General features: G+C 35.8%; 16 protein-coding genes, 2 tRNA genes and 2 pseudogenes. 11 read left to right on the top strand and 9 right to left on the bottom strand.

The genetic code is table 11. The features are described 5' to 3' along the window. Positions 1 to 27 precede the first annotated feature (27 nt). Positions 28 to 267, top strand: a complete 240-nt coding sequence (locus DI487_RS09280) for a hypothetical protein (protein ID WP_109569394.1) — start codon at positions 28 to 30, stop codon at positions 265 to 267. A gap of 40 nt (positions 268 to 307) precedes the next feature. Here DI487_RS09280 and galE read toward each other — a convergent pair whose 3' ends face one another. Both galE and DI487_RS09270 read right to left on the bottom strand, forming a co-directional pair. Next, positions 308 to 1,327 (bottom strand): UDP-glucose 4-epimerase GalE, encoded by a 1,020-nt coding sequence (galE, locus tag DI487_RS09275; protein ID WP_109569393.1) that lies wholly within the window; start codon positions 1,325 to 1,327, stop codon positions 308 to 310. A 41-nt stretch (positions 1,328 to 1,368) separates the two neighbouring features. Next, a complete protein-coding gene (locus DI487_RS09270; RefSeq protein ID WP_109569392.1) occupies positions 1,369 to 2,496 on the bottom strand; it encodes a DegT/DnrJ/EryC1/StrS family aminotransferase in 1,128 nt (375 codons plus the stop codon). 159 nt (positions 2,497 to 2,655) lie between these two features. Here DI487_RS09270 and DI487_RS09265 point away from each other — a divergent pair. The 3 genes and pseudogenes from DI487_RS09265 (at position 2,656) to DI487_RS09255 (ending at position 6,476) form a co-directional block, all read left to right on the top strand. After that, positions 2,656 to 3,917 (top strand): annotated as a pseudogene (locus tag DI487_RS09265) (3-deoxy-D-manno-octulosonic acid transferase). Between the two features lie 33 nt (positions 3,918 to 3,950). After that, positions 3,951 to 6,095, top strand: coding sequence for a S46 family peptidase (locus DI487_RS09260; RefSeq protein ID WP_109569391.1), 2,145 nt, complete (start codon positions 3,951 to 3,953; stop codon positions 6,093 to 6,095). 156 nt (positions 6,096 to 6,251) lie between these two features. Then, positions 6,252 to 6,476 (top strand): hypothetical protein, encoded by a 225-nt coding sequence (locus DI487_RS09255; protein ID WP_109569390.1) that lies wholly within the window; start codon positions 6,252 to 6,254, stop codon positions 6,474 to 6,476. Between the two features lie 54 nt (positions 6,477 to 6,530). Here the strand turns inward: DI487_RS09255 and DI487_RS09250 are convergent, their stop codons facing one another. From DI487_RS09250 to mutS, 5 genes and pseudogenes are all read right to left on the bottom strand, one after another. Next, positions 6,531 to 6,896, bottom strand: coding sequence for a YegP family protein (locus DI487_RS09250; protein ID WP_109569389.1), 366 nt, complete (start codon positions 6,894 to 6,896; stop codon positions 6,531 to 6,533). Between the two features lie 113 nt (positions 6,897 to 7,009). Next, on the bottom strand, positions 7,010 to 7,240 hold the full coding sequence (locus tag DI487_RS09245; RefSeq protein WP_109569388.1) for a PLDc N-terminal domain-containing protein: 231 nt from the start codon (positions 7,238 to 7,240) through the stop codon (positions 7,010 to 7,012). Positions 7,241 to 7,608: 368 nt separating this feature from the next. Then, positions 7,609 to 7,694: transfer RNA gene (locus DI487_RS09240), tRNA-Leu, on the bottom strand. A 23-nt stretch (positions 7,695 to 7,717) separates the two neighbouring features. After that, positions 7,718 to 7,790 (bottom strand) — tRNA-Gly (locus tag DI487_RS09235). Between the two features lie 137 nt (positions 7,791 to 7,927). After that, positions 7,928 to 10,494: pseudogene (gene mutS, locus DI487_RS09230) on the bottom strand (DNA mismatch repair protein MutS). Between the two features lie 194 nt (positions 10,495 to 10,688). Between mutS and DI487_RS09225 the strand changes: the two are divergent. Beyond that, positions 10,689 to 11,231, top strand: a complete 543-nt coding sequence (locus DI487_RS09225) for an RNA methyltransferase (RefSeq protein WP_109569387.1) — start codon at positions 10,689 to 10,691, stop codon at positions 11,229 to 11,231. Here DI487_RS09225 and folK read toward each other — a convergent pair. Further along, a complete protein-coding gene (folK, locus tag DI487_RS09220; RefSeq protein ID WP_109569386.1) occupies positions 11,228 to 12,370 on the bottom strand; it encodes a 2-amino-4-hydroxy-6-hydroxymethyldihydropteridine diphosphokinase in 1,143 nt (380 codons plus the stop codon). The genes DI487_RS09225 and folK overlap by 4 nt on opposite strands. Positions 12,371 to 12,490: 120 nt before the next feature. Here folK and sppA point away from each other — a divergent pair, with 120 nt between their 5' ends. The 3 genes from sppA (at position 12,491) to DI487_RS09205 (ending at position 17,769) form a co-directional block, all read left to right on the top strand. Further along, positions 12,491 to 14,257, top strand: coding sequence for a signal peptide peptidase SppA (sppA, locus tag DI487_RS09215; RefSeq protein WP_109569385.1), 1,767 nt, complete (start codon positions 12,491 to 12,493; stop codon positions 14,255 to 14,257). Between the two features lie 89 nt (positions 14,258 to 14,346). Next, on the top strand, positions 14,347 to 15,054 hold the full coding sequence (locus tag DI487_RS09210; protein WP_109569384.1) for a queuosine precursor transporter: 708 nt from the start codon (positions 14,347 to 14,349) through the stop codon (positions 15,052 to 15,054). Between the two features lie 99 nt (positions 15,055 to 15,153). Further along, positions 15,154 to 17,769: an AsmA-like C-terminal region-containing protein gene (locus tag DI487_RS09205; protein WP_109569383.1), complete on the top strand. Its 2,616-nt coding sequence runs from the start codon at positions 15,154 to 15,156 to the stop codon at positions 17,767 to 17,769. A 44-nt stretch (positions 17,770 to 17,813) separates the two neighbouring features. Here the strand turns inward: DI487_RS09205 and DI487_RS09200 are convergent, their stop codons facing one another. Further along, positions 17,814 to 18,605 (bottom strand): DUF2797 domain-containing protein, encoded by a 792-nt coding sequence (locus tag DI487_RS09200; RefSeq protein ID WP_109569382.1) that lies wholly within the window; start codon positions 18,603 to 18,605, stop codon positions 17,814 to 17,816. Positions 18,606 to 18,706: 101 nt separating this feature from the next. Between DI487_RS09200 and DI487_RS09195 the strand changes: the two genes are divergently transcribed. From DI487_RS09195 to DI487_RS09190, 3 genes are all read left to right on the top strand, one after another. After that, on the top strand, positions 18,707 to 20,233 hold the full coding sequence (locus tag DI487_RS09195; protein WP_109569381.1) for a GH3 auxin-responsive promoter family protein: 1,527 nt from the start codon (positions 18,707 to 18,709) through the stop codon (positions 20,231 to 20,233). A 2-nt stretch (positions 20,234 to 20,235) separates the two neighbouring features. Then, positions 20,236 to 20,409 (top strand): hypothetical protein, encoded by a 174-nt coding sequence (locus DI487_RS16045; protein ID WP_170108190.1) that lies wholly within the window; start codon positions 20,236 to 20,238, stop codon positions 20,407 to 20,409. Between the two features lie 178 nt (positions 20,410 to 20,587). Then, the gene (locus DI487_RS09190; protein WP_109569380.1) at positions 20,588 to 22,171 is read left to right on the top strand and encodes an OmpA family protein; all 1,584 of its coding nucleotides are present in this window, start codon (positions 20,588 to 20,590) and stop codon (positions 22,169 to 22,171) included. Position 22,172: the final 1 nt, after the last annotated feature.

Raw genomic sequence — 22,172 nt, 5'->3', positions numbered from 1 at the left:
ACAACCGTAACTTCAAAACGATTTAATATGAAAAAAACAGCTTTAGCGTTGGTCTTTATCGCTATATTAACTGTTTCTTGTAAAGAAGAAACCAAAGAAAAAATTGATGATGCAGCTGATGCTGTAAAAACGGAAGTCAAAGAAAAAATAGATACTACTGCAGCTAAGATGGAAGCTCATGTTGATACTCTAAAAGTAAAGACAGGAGAAGCTTTAGAAAAAGGTGCTGAAAAATTAAATGAGGCGGCAGAAGAAATAAAAAAATAGCATAAAAAAACCGAAGCAATACTTCGGTTTTTATTATTTTTTACTTCTTTTCTCTGATCTTTTGTTCCCATTTCCAAGCACTGGCCAAAGCTTCTTCTAAAGTAGATTTCGCTTGCCAACCCAAAACGGTATTGGCCTTATCTGTATTGGCATATGCTTCCGTAATATCTCCTTCTCTCCTGCCTACAATTTTATACGGTAATTTTTGTCCGGATACTTTCTCAAAAGCATGGATGACCTCTAAAACAGAGCTTCCGGTTCCGGTTCCTATATTAAAGGTTTCTACCTTTGCCTCATTCTTGTTTTGCAGCAGTCTTTGTAAAGCCACAACATGAGCCTTAGCCAGATCTACGACATGAATATAATCGCGAACAGCCGTACCGTCTGCGGTAGGATAGTCATCTCCGTAAACTGAAAGTTCCTTCCGGATTCCCATAGCAGTTTGTGTAATAAAGGGAACTAAATTTTGCGGCACGCCTAAAGGCAGCTCTCCTATTTCTGCTGACGGATGTGAACCGATAGGGTTAAAATAACGTAATAAAACAGCATTTATATCAGATACTTTAACCACATCCGTAATGATCTCCTCTCCCATTTGTTTGGTATTGCCATAAGGAGACATCGCCTGCTGAACCGGCGCATTTTCGGTAATTGGCATTTCCTCAGCCTGTCCATAAACAGTACAGGAAGAGCTGAAAATAATATTTGCTTTAGGTTTTGACTGCAATTCCTGTAAAAGGTATACCAATGTGTTTATATTGTTCTCATAATACAACAACGGATTTTCCACGCTTTCTCCTACGGCTTTACTTGCCGCAAAATGAATGACGCCTGCTATATCACTATACGTCGCAAAAAGTTCCTGTACAGCCTTTTTATCGCGTAAGTCAATATTCTCAAAAAGGGGCTTTCTCTTGGTAATACATTCTATTCCTCCCAAAACATCTTTTGATGAATTGGACAGATTATCGACGATCACTACTTCAAAACCTTCATTTTGCAACTCCACAACAGTATGTGAACCTATAAAACCAAGACCTCCTGTGACAAGTATTTTCATAAGATTAATTTGTTGATTCGGGGACGTAAAGAAACAAATTATTAAACAAACTCTAAAACAGCATCCGTAATAAATTGTATCTGTTCATCATCTAATTCCGTATGCATCGGCAAAGCGATCACTTCTTTACACAACTGATTCGTTACGTTAAAATCAGCTTCGTTATAACGGGAATCTACATAAGCTTTTTGCTCATGAAGCGGAATAGGATAGTAAATAGCACAAGGAATTCCTTTTTCCTGTAAATGAGCCAATAAATCGTCTCTTTTTCCGTTCGTGATTCGGATCACATACTGGTGAAAAACATGATCGTCTCCATTCCAGTCAAATTGCGGAACAACAATATTTTCATTTTGCGATAAAATGTCATTGTATTTTTTTGCGGCTGTTCTTCTGGCTTGGTTATACTCGTCCAAATGCGGTAATTTCGCTTTCAGAACACCGGCCTGAATACTATCTAATCTGGAATTAACGCCAACTACATCGTGGTGGTAACGAACATACATCCCGTGATTTACGATTCCTCTCAGCGTATGTGCCAATTCATCATCATTCGTAAAAATAGCACCTCCATCACCGTAGCAACCTAAATTTTTTGACGGGAAGAAAGAAGTCGCACCTACATTTCCGATAGTTCCTACTTTTTGTTTAGCACCGTCATTCCATGTATAGTTAGCCCCGATTGCCTGTGCATTATCTTCAATTACAAATAAATTGTGTTCTTTGGCAATTTCCATGATTGCATCCATATTAGCCGCACGACCGAATAAATGTACCGGAACAATTGCTTTTGTTTTAGGCGTAATTGCATTTTTAATAGCTTCGATTGAAATGTTCATGGTATCCAAATCTACATCTACCAATACCGGAGTCAATTGTAACAAAGCAATAACCTCAACCGTTGCTGCAAAAGTAAAATCGGCCGTAATCACCTCATCACCCGGTTTCAAACCTAGTCCCATCATGGCAATCTGTAAAGCGTCTGTACCGTTAGCACAAGGAATAACATGTTTTGCTCCTAAATATTTTTCTAAATCTGCCTGAAACTGATGCACTAAAGGACCGTTCACATAGGTAGTAGTATCCAACACTTCCTGAATGGAAGCATTTACGTCTTCTTTTATTTTTTCATATTGACTTTTCAAGTCAACCATTTGTAGTTTTCTCATTTGTAAAACGAATATTTTGTATAGCAAAAGTAAGAATTAATTATGATTAGCACTAAATGGTTCTACCATTTTTACTTGTACATTTTACCGCCTTCCATTGCTCTGTAAAGAACCTTATTAGCAATTTTTTGTTTATTTTAGCCACTCAAATTCAAGTGAATGTTTTTTCTGTACAATATCGCAACTCTTTTGATTTCGCAGATCGTGAAATTGACCGCTTTTTTCAATCCTAAAATGAAGCTTTTTGTCAACGGACGAAAAGATGTCTTTTCGATCTTAAAAAATAAAATACAAGCTCAGGATAGGGTTATTTGGTTTCATGCTGCTTCTTTAGGCGAATACGAACAAGGGCTTCCGGTCATGGAAAAAATCAAAAAAGAATTTCCAGAACATAAGATCGTTTTAACATTCTTTTCTCCTCCGGTTATGAAGTTCGGAAAAACAATACGATTGCCGACGCTACAGTTTATCTACCATTAGACACTCAACCCAATGCCGTATCGTTTTTAGACCTTGTACACCCCGAAATGGTCTTTTTTATCAAATATGAATTCTGGCCTAATTATTTGAACGAACTCAAAAAAAGACAAATCCCCACTTATCTTATTTCCGGTATTTTCAGGAAAGAGCAGGCATTTTTTAAATGGTACGGAGGATTTTATAAAAAGGCACTGCAAACTTTTGAACATTTTTTTGTACAGAACGATTCCTCTAAGCAATTGATCCGATCTATAGGTTTTACGAATGTAACTGTTTCAGGAGATACTCGCTTTGACCGTGTTACAGCCATTTTAGAGCGCGATAATTCTCTGGATTTTATCGAAGATTTTATACTTGATGAAAATCGCACAACCATAGTGATCGGCAGTTCCTGGCCAAAGGACGAAGAGCTTGTAGCTAATTATATCAATCAAAGCCCCGATTCTATAAAATTTATTATTGCTCCGCACAACATTAAAAAAGAACAAATTGCTACTTTAAGATCGTTGATCACTAAAAAAACAGTTTTATTCTCTGAAAAAGAAGGCAAGCAACTTTCTGATCACACGGTTTTTATCATAGATACTATAGGAATTTTGACTAAAATATATAGCTATGCGGATATTGCGTATGTAGGCGGTGGTTTCGGAAATCCAGGGGTTCACAACATTTTAGAACCGGCAACATTTGGTGTTCCGATCGTTATCGGACCGAATTATTCTCATTTTGCAGAAGCTACAGCTCTGGTACAATCTGAAGGTTGCATTTCTGTAAAAAACCAAAGCGAACTAACTCACAGTTTTAATCTATTAGTCCAAAACATAGACGAAAGGAAGGAAAAAGGACATATTTGTGAGACCTTTGTTCAAATGAATAAAGGAGCAACCCAAACCATTTTGAATTATATTTTAACAACTAAGCAGTGCACGGCTAATTCTTAAAAACGTAAATTGCAAACCAAAAACCAATACAAAATGAAACTTTTAAAATTATTTATTCTTTTTCTTAGCTTCCCTATTTTAGCCCAGCAGGGAGGTATGTGGGTTCCCAGCATGCTAGAAGGCATGAACGAAAGTGAAATGCAACAGTTGGGAATGAAAATGACAGCAGAAGATATTTATGACACTAATACATCTAGCTTGAAAGATGCAATTGTGCATTTTGACGGTGGTTGTACCGCTGAAATCATTTCTCCTAAAGGTTTATTACTAACCAATCACCATTGCGGTTATGATGCGATCCAAAACCATTCAAGCATAGAACATGATTATTTACAAGATGGTTTTTGGGCAAAATCTCAAAATGAGGAGTTGCCGAACCCTAAAATGGTAGCTACCCTGATTGTAAGCATACATGACGTAACCAATACCGTTCTGGAAGGCGTTAGTCAGTTAACTTCAGAAGCTGAGAAGCAAAAAAAGATTCAGGAAAACAGTAACCGTATCCAGAAGAGCTTTCCGAAAGAATCCTGGCAGGAAAACAAGATCAAAACCTTTTATGAAGGAAACCAATATTTATTATTCGTTACCGAAACATTCAAAGACATCCGTTTAGTGGGAGCACCGCCAAGTTCGATCGGTAAATTCGGTTCTGATACCGATAATTGGGTTTGGCCCCGCCACACAGGGGATTTTTCCATCTTCAGAATTTATGCCGACAAAAACAATAAACCAGCCGAATATTCAAAAGACAATGTTCCGTATACTCCGAAACATTTCCTGCCCATTTCATTGGACGGGATCAGTGAAGGAGACTTCACTATGGTTTTCGGTTTTCCGGGTAGAACTCAGGAATATTTACCTTCATTTGCCGTAGAACAAATCATAAATACATTAAATCCGGCTAAAATAGAGATCCGCGACGCTGCTTTAAAAGTTCAGGATGGTTTTATGCGTAAAGACAAAGCAATAAAAATTCAATACGCTTCAAAATATGCCCGAATTGCAAATTATTGGAAAAAATGGATCGGAGAAAGTCAAGGGCTAAAGAAATCAGATGCCGTTCAATTGAAGAAAGACTTTGAAACCGAGTTTCAAAAAAGAGTTGTTGCCCAAGGAAAACAAGACACTTATGGTAATCTTTTAAGCGATTTTGAGAAAAACTATAAAGCAATCAACGATTATGCACTGGCCAGAGATTATTTTATAGAAGTCGTTTACCGCAATACCGAACTATTGAATGTTGGCTTCCGCTTGTATCAATTGGAACAAATTTACAAAACCAAGGGAGAACAAGCTTTCAACGACAGAAAAGAAAATACCGTTAAATCTCTTGAAAATTTCTACAAAGATTTCAATGTAAATGTAGACAAACAAGTCTTTGAGAAGTTAATTGCTCTGTACGGTCAGAAATCGCCATTGATCCCGACCGAATTTAAAACTATGGATTATGGTAAAACTACCGATGAAATCTATAGTAAATCTAAATTGACTTCTTACAAAAACCTGCAATCTCTTTTAAGCGGAGAAGCATCAAAAGTCATCAAGGCATTACACAAAGACAAAGGGTATCAATTGGTTAAAAAATTAGCCGATAATTTCTATGAAAACATTTCACCTAAATATGATGCAATTGATTTAGAAATCGGAGGATTACAAAGAGACTATATGAAAGCTCAACTGGAGCTTTTTCCCGATGGACGCTTTTTCCCTGATGCAAACAGCACATTGCGTATTACCTACGGACAAGTAAAAGGATATCACCCCAGTGATGCCGTATACTATGAAACTTCCACTCATTTAGAAGGCGTTATGGAGAAATACATTCCGGGTGATTATGAATTTGATGTTCCTGCTAAACTGATCGAACTCTATAAAACTAAAAACTACGGTCCGTATGCAGAAAACGGTAAAATACCGGTTTGTTTTATTGCTACCAACCACACAACCGGAGGGAATTCAGGAAGCCCTGCTCTTGATGCCAACGGAAATTTGATAGGTTTGAACTTTGACCGTGTTTGGGAAGGCACTATGAGTGATATCCACTATGACCCTGAAATATGCCGAAACATCATGGTTGACATTCGTTATGTACTATTTATCATCGACAAATATGCAGGAGCTGAGAATTTAATAGACGAAATGCAAATGGTACACCCTAAAAAATCGACAAAAAAATAAGAAATATATAGGTATTTTTTAATAATACCCCTTATAAATCAAGGGGTTCGAAAAAAAAATATTTTTTCACAAAAAAAAATCTAAAAATATTTTGACAAGTCAAAAAATTTATATCTTTGCTATGAATTAATAATTAACCTTTTATAATTTAGTAAGATGAAAAAAGTTGTTTTAAGCTTAGCATTAGTTGCTATGATGTTCGTATCTTGTAAAGAAGCTGCTGAAAATACTGAAGCTGCTGCTACTGAGGCTACAGAAGCTGTTGAAGCTACTGCTACTGAGGCTACAGAAGCTGTTGAAGCTGCTGCTGACACTACAGCTGCTGCTGTTGAAGCTGCTGTTGATAGCACTGCTGCTGCTGTTGAAGAAGCTGCTCACTAATATTAAGCAAACAGTACAAAAAAAGCCCTGCAAAATTGCAGGGCTTTTTTATTTTCATTTCTTTTCTTCTTCTATAGCTCCGAATATATCTATCGAAGCAGAAAAATCTAAGATCTCTGCTGTCTCCATATACTTTTTTATTTCATTGACTCCTTTTTCCATTAAAAGCTGAGTAGTATACTTCCTACTGATAGCAATTTCTTTCTCATCCAGAATCAATTTAAAAAAATATTTACCACTACCGGAACGAAAGTTCATAAAAAAGATCCGATCAATATGTTGTTTAATGTGTTCTATTTCTTCTTCACACTCAAAACGCAATTCAAACGGATTACTGGTGAAAATTGTTTTCCCTTTTCTGGATGTTAATTCGTACTTGTAGAAACCACTTGGTCTTTTTGTGATTATAAAAGTTGCCATAAAAGTTTTGTAATTGCTAAAACGTTATGTTTAAAAATTGAGTTCTGCTTTAAAAGTACTCAAAAAAGTATAAAACAAAAAAGCCAAATATTAAATTTGGATCTGACATCTTTTTAAGAAGGTTTATTTTGCAACACCTTTTTATTGATAAAGTATTTCAGAATATAGAAAACACTTCCTAAAAAAGGTAAGAACAGGAGCAACAGTATCCATAAGAAAATAACCATTGATTTTTCATTTTTTAGCACTAATACTAAAGCTGTAATAGTGATCAGTAAATAAACGATCGAACCCACCACAATATCTGACGGATTAATTATACCTAAATAAATAATCAATTCCATAATTTTATTTTTTAGTTACAACAAAAAACACACGGATTAAATATACTATTCCTTACTAAATACTTTTCTTACTCTTAAGCTTTCAGCTTAATTATTATATATGAAACAGCAAGAACAATACCGGCGGCTACGAGAAAATAAAAAGCTAAATCATAATCTTTAGTAAAGTAAAAATACACACTGGCTCCCCAAAAAAATACAGCATAAGGAGCAACTTTTTTAATTCTGTTCAAAATAAATTCCCCATACCTTAAATTTAATATGTGAATTTACACTTAAATAAGAAAATTTTAAACAAGAATGATAAAAATTATGTAATAGTAAAAAACAAAAAAGCCTTGACAATCTTAGATTAATCAAGGCTTTTGTACTCAAGGCGGGACTTGAACCCGCACGGACATTACTGTCCACTGGATTTTAAGTCCAGCGTGTCTACCAATTCCACCACTCGAGCTAATATCTTTATCTTGGTAGTTGAGCGAAAAACGGGGTTCGAACCCGCGACCTCAACCTTGGCAAGGTTGCGCTCTACCAACTGAGCTATTTTCGCGTTTTTAAAGAACTTCGCCATACTTGTTCCGTATTGCGAGTGCAAATATAGAACATATTTTTATTTCTACAAGTACTTTTAAAAGAAAAAAATAAACTTTTTTCTAATGTTTTGATAACGAATAGCTTATTTTTAAATTATTTTTTAGCCAACATTCGCTTTATCTCATTCAGCTTCATCAAGGCCTCAACAGGCGTTAATGTATTAATGTCAATATTGACAATCTCTTCCCGGATTTCTTCTAAAAGCGGATCGTCTAAATTAAAAAAGCTCAATTGCATTTCTTCTTCTGCGGCATCTTTCAGTCCGCTCAATTCGGCTCCGGAATGTTCTTTCTCTAACTTTTTCAACATCTTTTGCGCTTTTTGGATTACCGTTTGCGGCATTCCGGCCATTTTGGCTACATGAATACCGAAACTATGTGCACTTCCGCCTTTAACCAACTTACGAATAAACAATACGGTATCTTTCAACTCTTTTACCGAAACATTGAAGTTTTGAACACGTTCAAAGAGTCCTTCCATTTCGTTCAATTCGTGGTAATGGGTCGCAAACAATGTTTTGGGTTTATGAGGGTGTTCGTGCAAATACTCTGAAATTGCCCAGGCAATCGAAATTCCGTCATATGTAGAAGTTCCACGTCCGATCTCATCCAACAACACCAAACTTCTTTCAGAAACATTGTTCAAGATAGAAGCCGTTTCATTCATTTCGACCATAAACGTAGATTCTCCCATCGAAATATTATCACTCGCTCCTACCCGAGTAAAGATCTTATCAACAACTCCCATTCGCACGCTTTCGGCCGGTACAAAACTTCCCATTTGTGCTAACAATACAATCAAAGCCGTTTGTCTCAGAATAGCGGATTTACCCGACATATTAGGCCCGGTGATCATGATAAGCTGTTGCGTTTCTCTATTTAAGAAAACATCGTTAGAAATATAAGGTACGCCTATCGGTAATTGTTTTTCAATAACCGGATGCCTTCCTTCTTTAATATCCAGATCAAACGAATCGTCCAGTTCCGGTTGGATATACTTATTTTCAATGGCCAACTGTGTGAATGACTGCAAACAATCAAGTTGGGCTACCAGATTCGCATTATGTTGAACCGGTTTTATATACGTGGCCATCCAGTTGATCAACTGTTCAAATATCTGGCTTTCCAGTGTTTGAATCTTCTCTTCCGCGCCTAAAATCTTAGCTTCATATTCTTTTAGTTCTTCCGTAATATAACGCTCTGCATTGACTAATGTCTGTTTACGGATCCATTCCGAAGGAACTTTATCTTTATGAGCATTCCGAACTTCAATATAATATCCAAAAACATTATTAAAAGCCACCTTCAAAGACGGGATACCGGTTCGCTCACTTTCTCGTTGTTCCAGTTCTTCTAAATACGATTTCCCGTTTGCAGAAATATTACGCAATTCGTCCAGTTCCGGATTCACTCCTACTGCGATGGCATTTCCTTTATTAATATTAACCGGTGCTTCCGGATGAACTGTAGTTCCTATCTTTTCCCGTAACAGTTCACAGGCATGCAGACTATCACCGATCGCTTTTAATGCTTCATTCTCGCTTTGTAAAGCCAATGTTTTAATGGGAATAATAGCATCCAGTGAGTCCTTAAGGTAAATAACTTCTCTCGGCGACACTTTTCCGGCTGCTACTTTAGAGATCAAACGCTCCAGATCGGAAATTTGCCGGATCTGATACTGAATTTGCGTCAGAATTTCTGAATGTTCTTTTAAATAAGCAACCACTTCATGTCGGCTTTTAATTCGGGAAACATCTTTCAACGGCAAAGCCAGCCATCGTTTTAACAGCCTTCCTCCCATGGGGACAAAGTCTTATCGATAACATCCAAAAGCGTTACAGCATTTACATTCGCTGAATGATACAATTCCAGATTGCGAATGGTAAAACGATCCATCCACACATATGCATCTTCAGCGATACGCTGAATATTAGTAATATGTTGTATCTTATTATGTTGCGTTTCCGAAAGGTAATACAACACTGCTCCTGAGGCAATGATTCCCTCCGGTAATTCTTCGATCCCGAAACCTTTTAACGAATTGGTCTGAAAATGCTTGGTCAGGTTTTCTAAAGCATAATCTTCTTTGTATATCCAATCTTCCAAATAAAAAGTATGAAAATCTTCCCCGAAGGTTTCTTTAAATCTATTTTTGAATTGTTTGGACACTAAAATCTCACTCGGATTAAAGTTTTGCAGCAATTTATCTACATATTCTTCATTGCCCTGAGCTGTTAAAAATTCTCCGGTTGACACATCTAAAAAAGTGACTCCTAAAAGTTTCTTCCCAAAATGAACAGATGCTAAGAAATTATTGGATTTTGCGTGCAGCACCTCATCGTTCATTGCCACTCCCGGCGTTACCAGTTCCGTTACTCCGCGTTTTACAATGGTTTTGGTCATTTTAGGATCTTCCAGCTGATCACAGATCGCTACGCGAAGTCCTGCTTTAACTAACTTAGGTAAATACGTGTTCAGAGAATGGTGCGGAAATCCTGCGAGTGCTGAATTTTCTCCTCCGTTATTTCGATTGGTCAATACAATTCCAAGTATATTTGCTGTACGCACCGCATCTTCACCGAAAGTCTCATAAAAATCTCCTACTCTAAACAACAAACAAGCATCAGGATATTTTGCCTTGATAGTGTTATACTGCTGCATTAACGGGGTTTCTTTTTTTGCTTTTTCTTTCGTTTTAGACGCTTCCTTTTTTGCCACAATCTTTAATTTTAGTCCTTGCGAAGGTAAGAAATTCATGCACAATTGCAAGATCAAAATTCAATTACAATTAACTCCGTTTATAAAACTATCAAACTTTGTATCTTTGCAACTTTGTGACTTATCCACTGTATCAAATGAGAAAATTAGCCAACGAAGAGTTAAACCGTATTAGCAAAGAAGAATTTAAAACTGCTGAAAAGACACCTATTATTGTAATTTTAGATGATATCAGGAGTTTACATAATATCGGTTCTGTTTTTAGAACAAGTGATGCTTTTTTACTGGAAAAAATATATTTATGCGGCATTACGGCTACACCTCCTAACAAAGAGATACACAAAACGGCTTTAGGTGCTACGGAAACGGTAACTTGGGAATATACCAAAGATGTTTTGGAAGTTATTCAAAAACTAAAAGAAGAAAAGATCAATATCTTTTCTGTAGAACAGACTGAAAATTCAATTATGCTGAATGATTTTCAGGTTCAGGTCAATGAAAAATATGCTTTAGTTTTCGGAAATGAAGTAAAAGGTGTTTCCCAAAAAGCAATTGATCTAAGTGATGGTGTCATTGAAATCCCGCAATTAGGAAGTAAACATTCTCTGAATATCTCTGTTAGTGCAGGAATCGTTATCTGGGATCTGTTTCAAAAACTTGGATTTAAGGCTGAGAACTAACCTTCCTTTGTCTTTTTATGGATTTGATCTAAAATAAAAACATAATCTTCCTGCTTTTTCACAAAATCGAGGTCCGTAACGTCTAAAATCAAAACGTTCAAGTCAGTTTGTATCTTGATGTAATCCAAATAGCCTCGATTGATGTTTTCCAGATACTCTGAAGGAATTTCCTGCTCATAACTTCTGCCTCGTTTTTTAATGTTTCCTAAAAGGCGATCGGTATTTTGATACAAATACACATACAGGTCAGGCTTAGGCATTTCCTTGTGAATAATATCAAACATTGTTTTATACAAGCGGTATTCGTCTTCCTGAAGTGTTACTTTAGCAAAAATCAACGACTTAAAAATATGATAATCTGCTACAATAAAATCTTTAAATAAATCAAACTGCGCCAGATCATCCGTTAACTGTTGGTAACGATCTGCCAGAAAAGACATTTCCAGAGGAAAAGCATAGCGATTTTGGTCTTTATAAAACTTCGGTAAAAAAGGATTATCAGCAAAACGTTCTAAAACCAGTTTAGCATTGCAATCTTCTGACAGTTTGGTTGCTAATGTTGTTTTCCCGGCTCCTATATTCCCTTCAATAGCAATATAATTATACTGTTCTATTCCCAAAGTTGCTAATGGTGATCCCAATCGTTCCGGAAAAACCGCACAGTCGGAATCATCCTGAGTTTCCTGTAACAACTCTCCCGCTGTTTTCTTTAAAACCGGATGTTTCCATTGGCTATCAATATCCCTAAATGGGAGCAACACAAACTTTCGGTTCTGCATTTGCGGATGTGGAACAGTCAGATCATGGGTTGTTATAATATCTTCATTAGCCGCTATAATATCCAGGTCTATCGTTCTTGCCTGATACCCTGCTCCTTCTTGTCTTACCCTGCCTAACTCTTTTTCTATTTTCAATAGTTCTTTTAAAACTTTAGCAGGACTCTTAGTGGTATGAACCAAAATCGCTAAATTTAAGAAAGCTTCGCTTTCAAATCCCCAAGCCGGTGTTTCATATACTTTAGACACTTTTACGACCGTTGCAACTCTTTCATGAATAAGACGAATTGACTGTTTTGCATAATTACGTCTATCTCCTGTATTACTGCCTATGGAAATAATTATTTGATTTTGGTTTTTCATACAAGGGCAAAATAACAAACTATTTTACACTTAAAACCGAACAAATTTATTTTTTTATGAACATGTAACATTTTAACATTTTAACAGACATATTAGTCCAGATTATTTAATCAAACGAAAATGAAATTTTTAGGAAATGTATTAGCCACAGTTGTGGGAATCTTTATTTTTTGTATGTTATTCTTCTTCGGACTGCTTTTTATCAGTGTAATAGCAGGCGGAGATGGCGATAAAATTACACTAAAAGATAATTCGGTTATTGAACTGGATTTATCGAATGTAAACCTTGATTATGCAGGAAAAGTAAATTTTAAAGACTTTAATTATATTGAGACCAACCATAACGGTCTGATTGATGTTTTAAATGCTATTGATTATGCTAAAACAGACGAAAACATCAAAGGAATCTCTATCCTGAATAACTTTTCAGAATTGGGATTAGCTCAAAGTAAAGCCCTTCGCGACAAATTAGAAGATTTTAAAAAATCGGGGAAATTCATAGTTGCTTATTCTAATTACATGACGCAAAAAGACTATTACCTGAACTCGGTTGCCGATACTCTGTATTTAAACCCTGTTGGCGAACTTGATTTTAAAGGTTTAAGCTCTGAGATCCTGTACATGAAAGAGCTTCAGGAAAAAACCGGTATCAAAATGGAAGTTATACGTCACGGAAAATACAAAAGTGCAGTAGAACCATTCCTTTCACAGGAAATGAGTCCTGAAAACCGTGAACAGATGACTGTTTTATTAGAATCGGCTTGGAAAACCATTGTCGATGACATTTCTATCAGCCGAAACATTTCTGTAGATAGTTTAAACAGTATTGCTAATTCATTAGGCGGCCGTACTCCGGAATTAGCTTTAGCTAAAAACTTAGTCGATAAAATAGCTTATGAAGACGTTTACCACGAAGCTATTAAAACTGCTCTGAAAGTGAAACCTTCTGATGATTACAACAAGATTGAAATCTTAGATTATGCTAAAAAAGTAGCAACGACCGCAAAAGATTTCGACAAAGAAGATATCATTGCCATTATCTACGCACAAGGCGAAATTGCCGGCGGTGAAGGAGACATCAATGTTATTGGCGAAGGTGCTATCCGCAAATCATTAGAAGAAGCCCGTAAAAACAAAAATATTAAAGCTGTCGTATTACGTGTTAACAGTCCGGGAGGAAGCGCTTTGACCTCTGATCTGATCTGGAGAGAAATCGAACTTACCAAGAAAGTAAAACCGGTTATTGTTTCTATGGGAAATTATGCCGCTTCCGGTGGTTATTATATTTCGTGTAATGCCAATAAGATCTTTGCCGAGCCTAGTACTATTACCGGATCGATCGGAGTTTTCGGTATGCTGCCTAATATGAACCAATTGGCTAAAAACATCGGGATTAATGCAGAACAAGTAAAAACTCATGAAAACGCCGGTGGATACAGCATCTTTGAACCCTTAGATGAAAACTTCAAAAACTTTACACTGGAAAGTATTGAAAATGTATACGATACTTTTGTAAAAAGGGTTGCAGACGGCCGAAAAATGTCTCCTCAAGCCGTTGATGCCATAGCACAGGGAAGAGTTTGGACAGGAGCTGACGCTCTTAGAATTGGTCTGGTAGATGAATTAGGAGGATTAGACGACGCTATTGCTTATGCTGCAAAAGTGGCTAAAACCGATTCTTACAAAACAAAGAATTTCCCTGAATATGAGAAAAATTTCCAAGATCTGTTAGCCAATTATACCGGACTAGCTATGTTTAAAACACGCGAACAAATGATCAAAGAAGAGATCGGGGAAGCTAATTATCAGGTTTTAGAACAACTAAGACGTGTTCAAAACCGCAAAGGCATTCAAGCTATTATGCCTTATGAAATTAAAATTGAATAGTATTTCAAAAAAATAAAAAGCAAAAAGCCATTCTTCAGGAGTGGCTTTTTTTATGCACGTTTAAGTATCTTTGTGTAATTTTAAACAGAATGAGTAGTACAGATAAATTTTTAGCCCAACGCATCTATTTTACACTAAGTGCCCTGTTTATATGTTCTCTGGTTGTTTCCAATCTGATTTTTCAAAAGTTCTTCTATTGGTATCCATTCGGAGATATTGAAATTTTCGGCACTAAACTTTTTGAAATATCAGTAGGTATCATTCCATACCCGATAACTTTTTTAGTAACAGATATCATTTCTGAGATCTACGGAAAGAAAAAGGCTAATCAGGTCGTTACCACAGGAATCTTTGCTTCTGTTTTTTCCCTGGGAATAATCTATACTGCTAATCTAGCTCCTGCTATAGAGAACTCTCCGGTAAACGACGAACTTTTTACTAAAGTTTTCGGACAAACAGCTTTAGCCGTACTGGCTTCTATGATCGCCTATTTAGCCGCTCAGTATATTGACATTCAGGTTTATCATTTTTGGAAAAGAATTACAAAAGGTAAAATGCTTTGGGTTCGCAACAATTTCTCAACCATGACCTCACAGGCCGTTGACACGTTCTCTGTGTTATTCTTACTTTGTGCTTTTAAAATCCTGCCTTGGGAACTCTTCGGAAAATTATTTGTAAGCGGTTTTGCATTTAAAGTTTTTATTGCTTTACTGGACACTCCTTTTATGTATTTAGCCGTATATTTATTCCGCAAAAAGTTCAAACTGAATGTTAATGAAGAATTATTCATTGATTAGCTTCATTTTTTTAACGTAATATTAAATATTTTTAAATCAATAGCTTTTATTTTTGTAACTTACTTAGTTCATTTTTAACACTAAAAACCTCAATACGTTATGCTAAAAAAGATACTTAAAGGCGTTGGGATTTTCTTATTGATATCCATTATTGCCTTAGCTGCTGCTCCATTTATTTTTAAAGACAAGATCAAAGCACTTGTTTTAAAATCCATTAACGAAAATGTAGATGCGGAAGTGTCGTTTGCCGACGTAGATCTTAGTTTACTGCGAAATTTTCCCAATGCCAGCGTAAACATAGCCGATCTGAGCATCATCAACAAAGCTCCTTTTAAAGGAGACACTTTGTTTTATGCCGGAGACCTTAATGTAAAAATGAGCATTAAAGAGCTTTTTAAAGGCGAAAACGAAGCCATGAACTTAGAAAGCTTCTCTTCTTCAAATGCTTTAGTAAATCTGATCATCAACAAAGACGGAATAGGTAATTATGACATTGCTTTAAAAACAAATGAAGAAGACACTAAAGAAGATTCCGAAAGCCAACCTTTTAACCTAAACATTCAAAACTATGAGATCAACAATCTGAGAATGGTCTATTTTGATGAAGGTTCTAATATGAAACTGGCATTAGACAGCCTGAACCATAACGGAACAGGTAATTTTGCCGAGCAAAAACTGGATCTGGACACTCATACCAACACCAAGCTCTCTTTTGATATGGACGGTACAAACTACATGAGAAATGTGGCTTTATCTTTAGACGCTGTTTTAGGAATTGATCTGGACAATATGAAATTTGAATTCAAAGACAATAAAGCCCTGATCAATCAGCTACCTCTGGAATTCGACGGATTTCTGCAAATGGTAGAGGACGGGCAATTGTACAAGCTTACTTTCGGTACGCCGGACTCAGATTTCAAAAACTTTTTAGGTTTAGTTCCCGAGGCATATTCCGGAGATATCAGTAAAGTAAAAACAAGCGGAGAATTTAAAGTTTCGGGTAAAGTAGACGGAAAACTAACGGAAACAACTATTCCTAAATTTAACATTGAATTAGCCTCTAAAAATGCTTCATTCCAATATCCTGACCTTCCAAAATCGGTTAAAAATATCGTAATTGACACACATATTGTGAACGAAACCGGTAACATGAAAGATATCTATGTAGATCTGAACCAGTTGTCATTTGCCATTGACCAGGATGTATTCAATGCTAAGGCTAATATTAAAAACTTAACAGAAAACGCTCTTGTAGATGCAAAATTAAACGGCGTGATCAACTTAGCCAATGTTACTAAAGCGTATCCGGTACAGTTAGACCAACCTCTTTCAGGAGTTTTAAAAGCCGATGTAGCTACAAAATTTGACATGAAGTCTGTTGAAAACAGCCAATATCAAAACATACAAAACTCGGGTAATATAAGCTTAACAGGATTCAACTACGAAGGACCTGAATTAGCAAAACCGTTCAAAATCAATAATACTTCCATCACTTTTAACCCTAACCAGATTAAATTAAATGATTTTGATGCTGTTACCGGATCAAGTGATATTAAGGTAAGTGGCGGATTGGATAATTTCTACGGATTCTTGTTCAAGAATCAAACTTTAAAAGGAAATTTTGATCTGGCTTCTAACAAATTGATCGTTTCTGATTTTATGGCTCCTACGACCACTACTGACGAAACTACCGGAACAACCACTACTGAAGCTGTTAAAATACCGGCTTTTCTGGATTGTACCTTATCTGCTAAAGCCAACACTGTGGTTTACGATAATTTAAACCTGAAAAATGTTTCCGGTAATTTAGCCATTAAAGATGAAGCCATTACTTTGAGCAACCTCAAAATGGATATCTTCGGAGGAAATATCGGTTTAACGGGAACAGTTTCTACTAAAGAGAACACACCGAAATTCAATATGGATCTGGGATTGAACAGTGTTAATATTGCCGAATCCTTTACTCAGGTTGACATGTTAAAGAGCATTGCTCCTATCGCTAATACGATTAACGGTAAACTGAATTCCACCATTAAATTATCCGGTAATTTAACTAATGACATGACTCCCGATTTAAAAACTATTTCCGGAGATCTATTCGGACAATTACTATCAACCTCAGTAAATACTGAAAACTCCAAGTTATTGTCTTCATTAGCCTCTAACGTTCAATTCATAGATGTAAGCAAATTGAACTTAGACGATGTAAAAGCCTCTTTAACATTCAAAGACGGTAAAGTTGCTCTAAAACCAATGAACTTAAAATATCAGGATATCAACATGACCGTTGACGGAACACATGGCTTTGACCAGTCCATGAATTACAATGTTACTTTTGATGTTCCTGCCAAATATTTAGGCACTGAAGTTAACAATTTGATTTCAAAACTTTCTGCTTCAGACCAACAGAAAATCGAAAGTGTTCCGGTTACAGCAAATCTTACAGGAAGCTTTACCAGTCCTTCTGTAAAAACAGATTTAAAGCAAGCTACGACCAATTTAGCTTCGCAATTGGTACAAATGCAGAAAGAAAAATTAATTAATCAGGGAACAGGTGCATTAAGCAACTTACTAGGAGGTAACAAAGATGCTTCTTCTAATTCAGCCACTTCTGATTCTACTAAAACAGAAACAAAAGAAGACGTAAAAACTACAGTTAAAGAAAAAGCTTCTGATGCGATTAATAGTTTATTCAAGAAAAAGAAAAGTGAATAATCAATGATAAAATGAAAAAGCCGATTTTTAAAAATCGGCTTTTTTTATAATGATAGTTTTACAACATATCCCTCATACGTCCGTACATTAAAGACCGTACCATCTTCAAACATCAGGTATTGCCCTTTTATACCGGTTAATGTCCCTTTGTAATCAGGTACTTTTTCCAGATTTAGACTACTTACTTTTTTAGGGTAATGCAAAACCGGATAATGCAAATCATAAATTTTAGCATATTCCGTATAATATGGTAAAATTTCTTTAGGTAACCAATTCTGCACTTTCTCTCTTTCCTTTACCAGATCAGCCTGAACCACATCATTTTTTAGCATTTTCTGCCAACTCGTTTTATCCGTAAAATGTTCTTTTAATGCTACTTCTGTAATTCCGGCTAAATATCTGTTAGGCACTTCTACTATCGGCACTGCTTCAATCGCTCCCTGATCGATCCAACGAGTAGGAACCTGAGTTTTCCTTGTAACTCCTACTTTCACTTCACTTGACAAAGCAAGGTAAACAATATGCGGTTGCAATTGTACTCTTTTTTCATATTCCAGATCACGATCTTCAATCCCCAAATGTGCTGTACTCAATTCCGGTTTCATAATCCAGTCGCCTACTGCGGGGCTCTTCATAAAACAATCGTAACAAAAACCTTGTCGGAATATCTTTTTCGGTTGTCCGCAATTTAAGCACTGATAGCCTTGAAACTGAATTTCTAAATTTTTACCTAAAACCTGATTAAGATTTAGAAAACTATCTTCAAAAACCAGATAATAATCTATAGGATCCGTTAATTCTGTTTGCATTTTTTGCAGAACTCCTTGGTATGTCATTACTATTTTGCTTAATAATTAGATTTAAAATTTAAAAAAAATATTATTTTTGGTAAAGTTATAATTCATAAATTGTAATTCATAATTATACTTTTTAAAAAATGCCTTTACCTATAATTAATTCTATTGCTTCATGGCTTCTTAAAAAACGAGTCCATCAAATGGAATTGTTTTTGAAATATCCCCATGAAGTACAGGAAGAACTGCTTTTCAATCTTTTGAAAATAGCTGAAAACACTGTTATAGGTAAAAAATATGATTTTGGATCTATCAAAAGCTACGAAACTTTTTGCGAACGAATCCCGATCTCGAATTATGAAGATCTGGAACCTTTGATTGAACGAACGCGCAGAGGCGAGCAAAATGTTTTTTGGCCTACTTCCATCAAGTGGTTTGCTAAATCGAGCGGAACCACTAATGCTAAAAGCAAATTCATTCCGGTAAGTACGGAAGCACTGGAAAACTGTCATTACAAAGCCAGTAAAGACCTGTTGTGCCTCTACCTGAACAACAATGAAGATTCAGAATTATTTACTGGCAAAAGCTTGCGATTAGGAGGTAGTAAACAATTATATGAAGACAACAATACTTTTTTCGGAGACCTTTCTGCCATCTTAATTGACAATATGCCTATCTGGGCAGAATTCAGTTCAACTCCGAGCAACAAAGTGTCGCTGATGGGTGATTGGGAAACCAAACTTCCGGCTATCATTAACGAAACCGTTCAAGAAAACGTTACCAGTCTGGCTGGCGTTCCGAGTTGGATGATGGTTCTGCTTAATAAAACATTAGAAACCACAAAACGAGGAAGCATCCTGGATATCTGGCCTAATGTAGAAGTCTATTTTCACGGTGGTGTAAGCTTTGAACCTTACAGAGAGCAATACCAGAAGTTGTTCCCGAAAAAAGACTTCAACTTCTATGAGATTTATAATGCATCTGAAGGCTTTTTTGCACTTCAGGACCAGAATAACTCCAATGAGTTATTATTAATGCTTGACTACGGAATTTTTTACGAGTTCATTCCAATGGAAACTTTCGGCACACCGCAGCAGCGAACAATTCCTTTACATCAGGTTGAATTGCATAAAAATTATGCTTTGGTCATCAGCACCAATTCCGGATTATGGCGTTACTTAATCGGTGATACCGTGCGTTTTACATCACTCAATCCCTACAGAATTATGGTAACCGGCAGAACCAAGCACCACATCAATGTTTTCGGCGAGGAGCTTATGATTGAAAACACAGATAAAGCACTTGCCAAAACTTGTCAGGAATTAGGTTGTGAAGTGATTGATTATACTGTAGCTCCGATTTTTATGAAAGAAAAAGAAAAAGGGGCTCACGAATGGTTGATCGAGTTTAAGACCTATCCCATGAACACAGAACACTTTGCTTTACTTTTAGATGAGAATTTACAAAAGCTTAATTCTGATTACGAAGCCAAAAGACATAATAACATGACGCTTAATGCGTTAAAATTGAATATAGCACGTCCTCATTTGTTTTACGACTGGTTAAAAGAGAAAGACAAACTTGGCGGACAGCACAAAATTCCAAGACTGTCTAACAATAGAAGTTATTTGGATGAATTATTAAAAATGCAAATCCTACAAATGAAATAAACATGAAACATTGTATTAAAATTGTAAGCTTGGTGATGATAATCGGTATGACTTTGGTCTCCTGCGGACCGAGACGATACAAATGCGGACCTTACAGAAAATGTGAAGTAAAAGAACAGAAGTCGGAAAACACACCTATTCTGATACTTACAAAAGAAAACAAGGCTAATTGCTAAAAAAGTTTTGCCTTTTCAACCTATAACGCGACCTAATTGTATTAGGTCGTTTTTTTTTGTATTTAATCGATTTTAAGACTAACTTTTTTTTATTATATGATAAAAATCATGTGAAACTTATATTTTTGCACTCGTTTCTTAACTAAAAGCTAACTAAAAATTAAACAATTACTTTCTTATGAAAAAACTAATCGTTCTTTCAGTGATTGCCCTTTTCACACAACTAAAAATATTTTCTCAAGAACCTCAGCGAGTTGAAGGACTGGATTCAATCGTTGACATCCTAAACACTTCAACCAAAGGGAACCGTTATGTTTTAAGTGACACCGGAATCAACTCTGAGTTATCTGAAATAGGAACTTCTTTTTTTATGAATAAATATGTTATTTTATCTAACAAAAAAAGAAGACATTACGAAACCACTAAAAACGAAAAAACAAATACTTTCAACAACAACCTGTATTGCGTTAATGTTGATTCAGAAGGAAATTTATCATTCCCATTATTGTTTTCCTCAGCTCTTGACTCAAAAAATAATGAAGGATCATTAGCTTTTACACCGGACCAACAAACGATTTACTTTACTCAAGAAACCGACCCTGAATCCGGAAAATTTGAATTATTCAGAGCCACTTTAGCCAGTGAAGGTAGCAAAAAATTCTGGTCTGACATCACTAAAATAGACTTAGATAACGGCAACTATTCTATAGAAACACCAAGTGTTGCTCCTGACGGAAAGAAATTATACATCTCAAGTAATAAACCTGGTGGATTCGGTGGATATGACATTTATGAAGTAGCCATTTTAGAAAACGGAAGCTTCGGAACAATGAAAAACTTAGGCGCAAACGTTAACACTGCTGAAGATGACAAATATCCGCATTTAACTCCTGATGGTAAATACTTTTACTTTTCATCAAAAGGTCATTTAAACATCGGAGGATATGATGTTTTCCGCTCTTCAATTGTAAATGAAAAATATTTAAAAGCATTAAATTTAGGCCCTACGCTAAACTCACGAAAAGATGACTTGGCATTTATTTTAGTCAATGACAAACAAGGATATCTTTCTACAGACAAATCCGGAACAGATAATTTTGACATTTTAAAATTTGAAATCAAAAATCTGGAGAAGGGCAACAAAACTTTCCAAATTACAGAAAAGAACTCTCAATTACCATTACCGAACGCTAAAGTTGTGATCAAAGACGAATTCGGGAACATCGTTTCTCAAACGGTATCTGACAACAACGGTAATATAAAAGTTGATATCAATCCGATCTCTTACAATTATATCAGTGTTGAAAAAGACGGATATGAAAATTATGAGAATGATTTTACTTCAGAAAATATTTTGAAAAGCCCTATTGTTTTACAACAAGCTAAGCCTATCATTACGGAAGATGCTATTGTTATTGAAAATATCTATTTTGATTTTAACAAAGCATCCATTAAACCGGAATCTGAATTGTCCCTGAATAAGATCAAAATGGTATTAGAAGAACATCCTGAGTTTAAAATTGCTATCAACGCTCATACTGACACTAAAGGTTCGGACAGGTACAATCTTCAACTATCCGATAAAAGAGCAAAATCAGCATATAATTACTTAATTAAAAACGGTGTCGCTCCTGAAAAACTAACTTCTAAAGGATACGGAGAATCACAACCGTTAAAAAAATGTACTAGCTGTACTTCTGAAGAAGATCAGGCAAACAGAAGAATTGAATTCAAAATTATAAAACAACTAAACCAAATATAAA

The sequence above is a fragment of the Flavobacterium sediminis genome (assembly GCF_003148385.1).
GTDB classification, from domain to species: Bacteria; Bacteroidota; Bacteroidia; order Flavobacteriales; family Flavobacteriaceae; genus Flavobacterium; species Flavobacterium sediminis.
The sequence above is the reverse complement of the archived record's forward strand: the minus strand, read 5'-3'. Positions and strand labels throughout refer to the sequence as shown.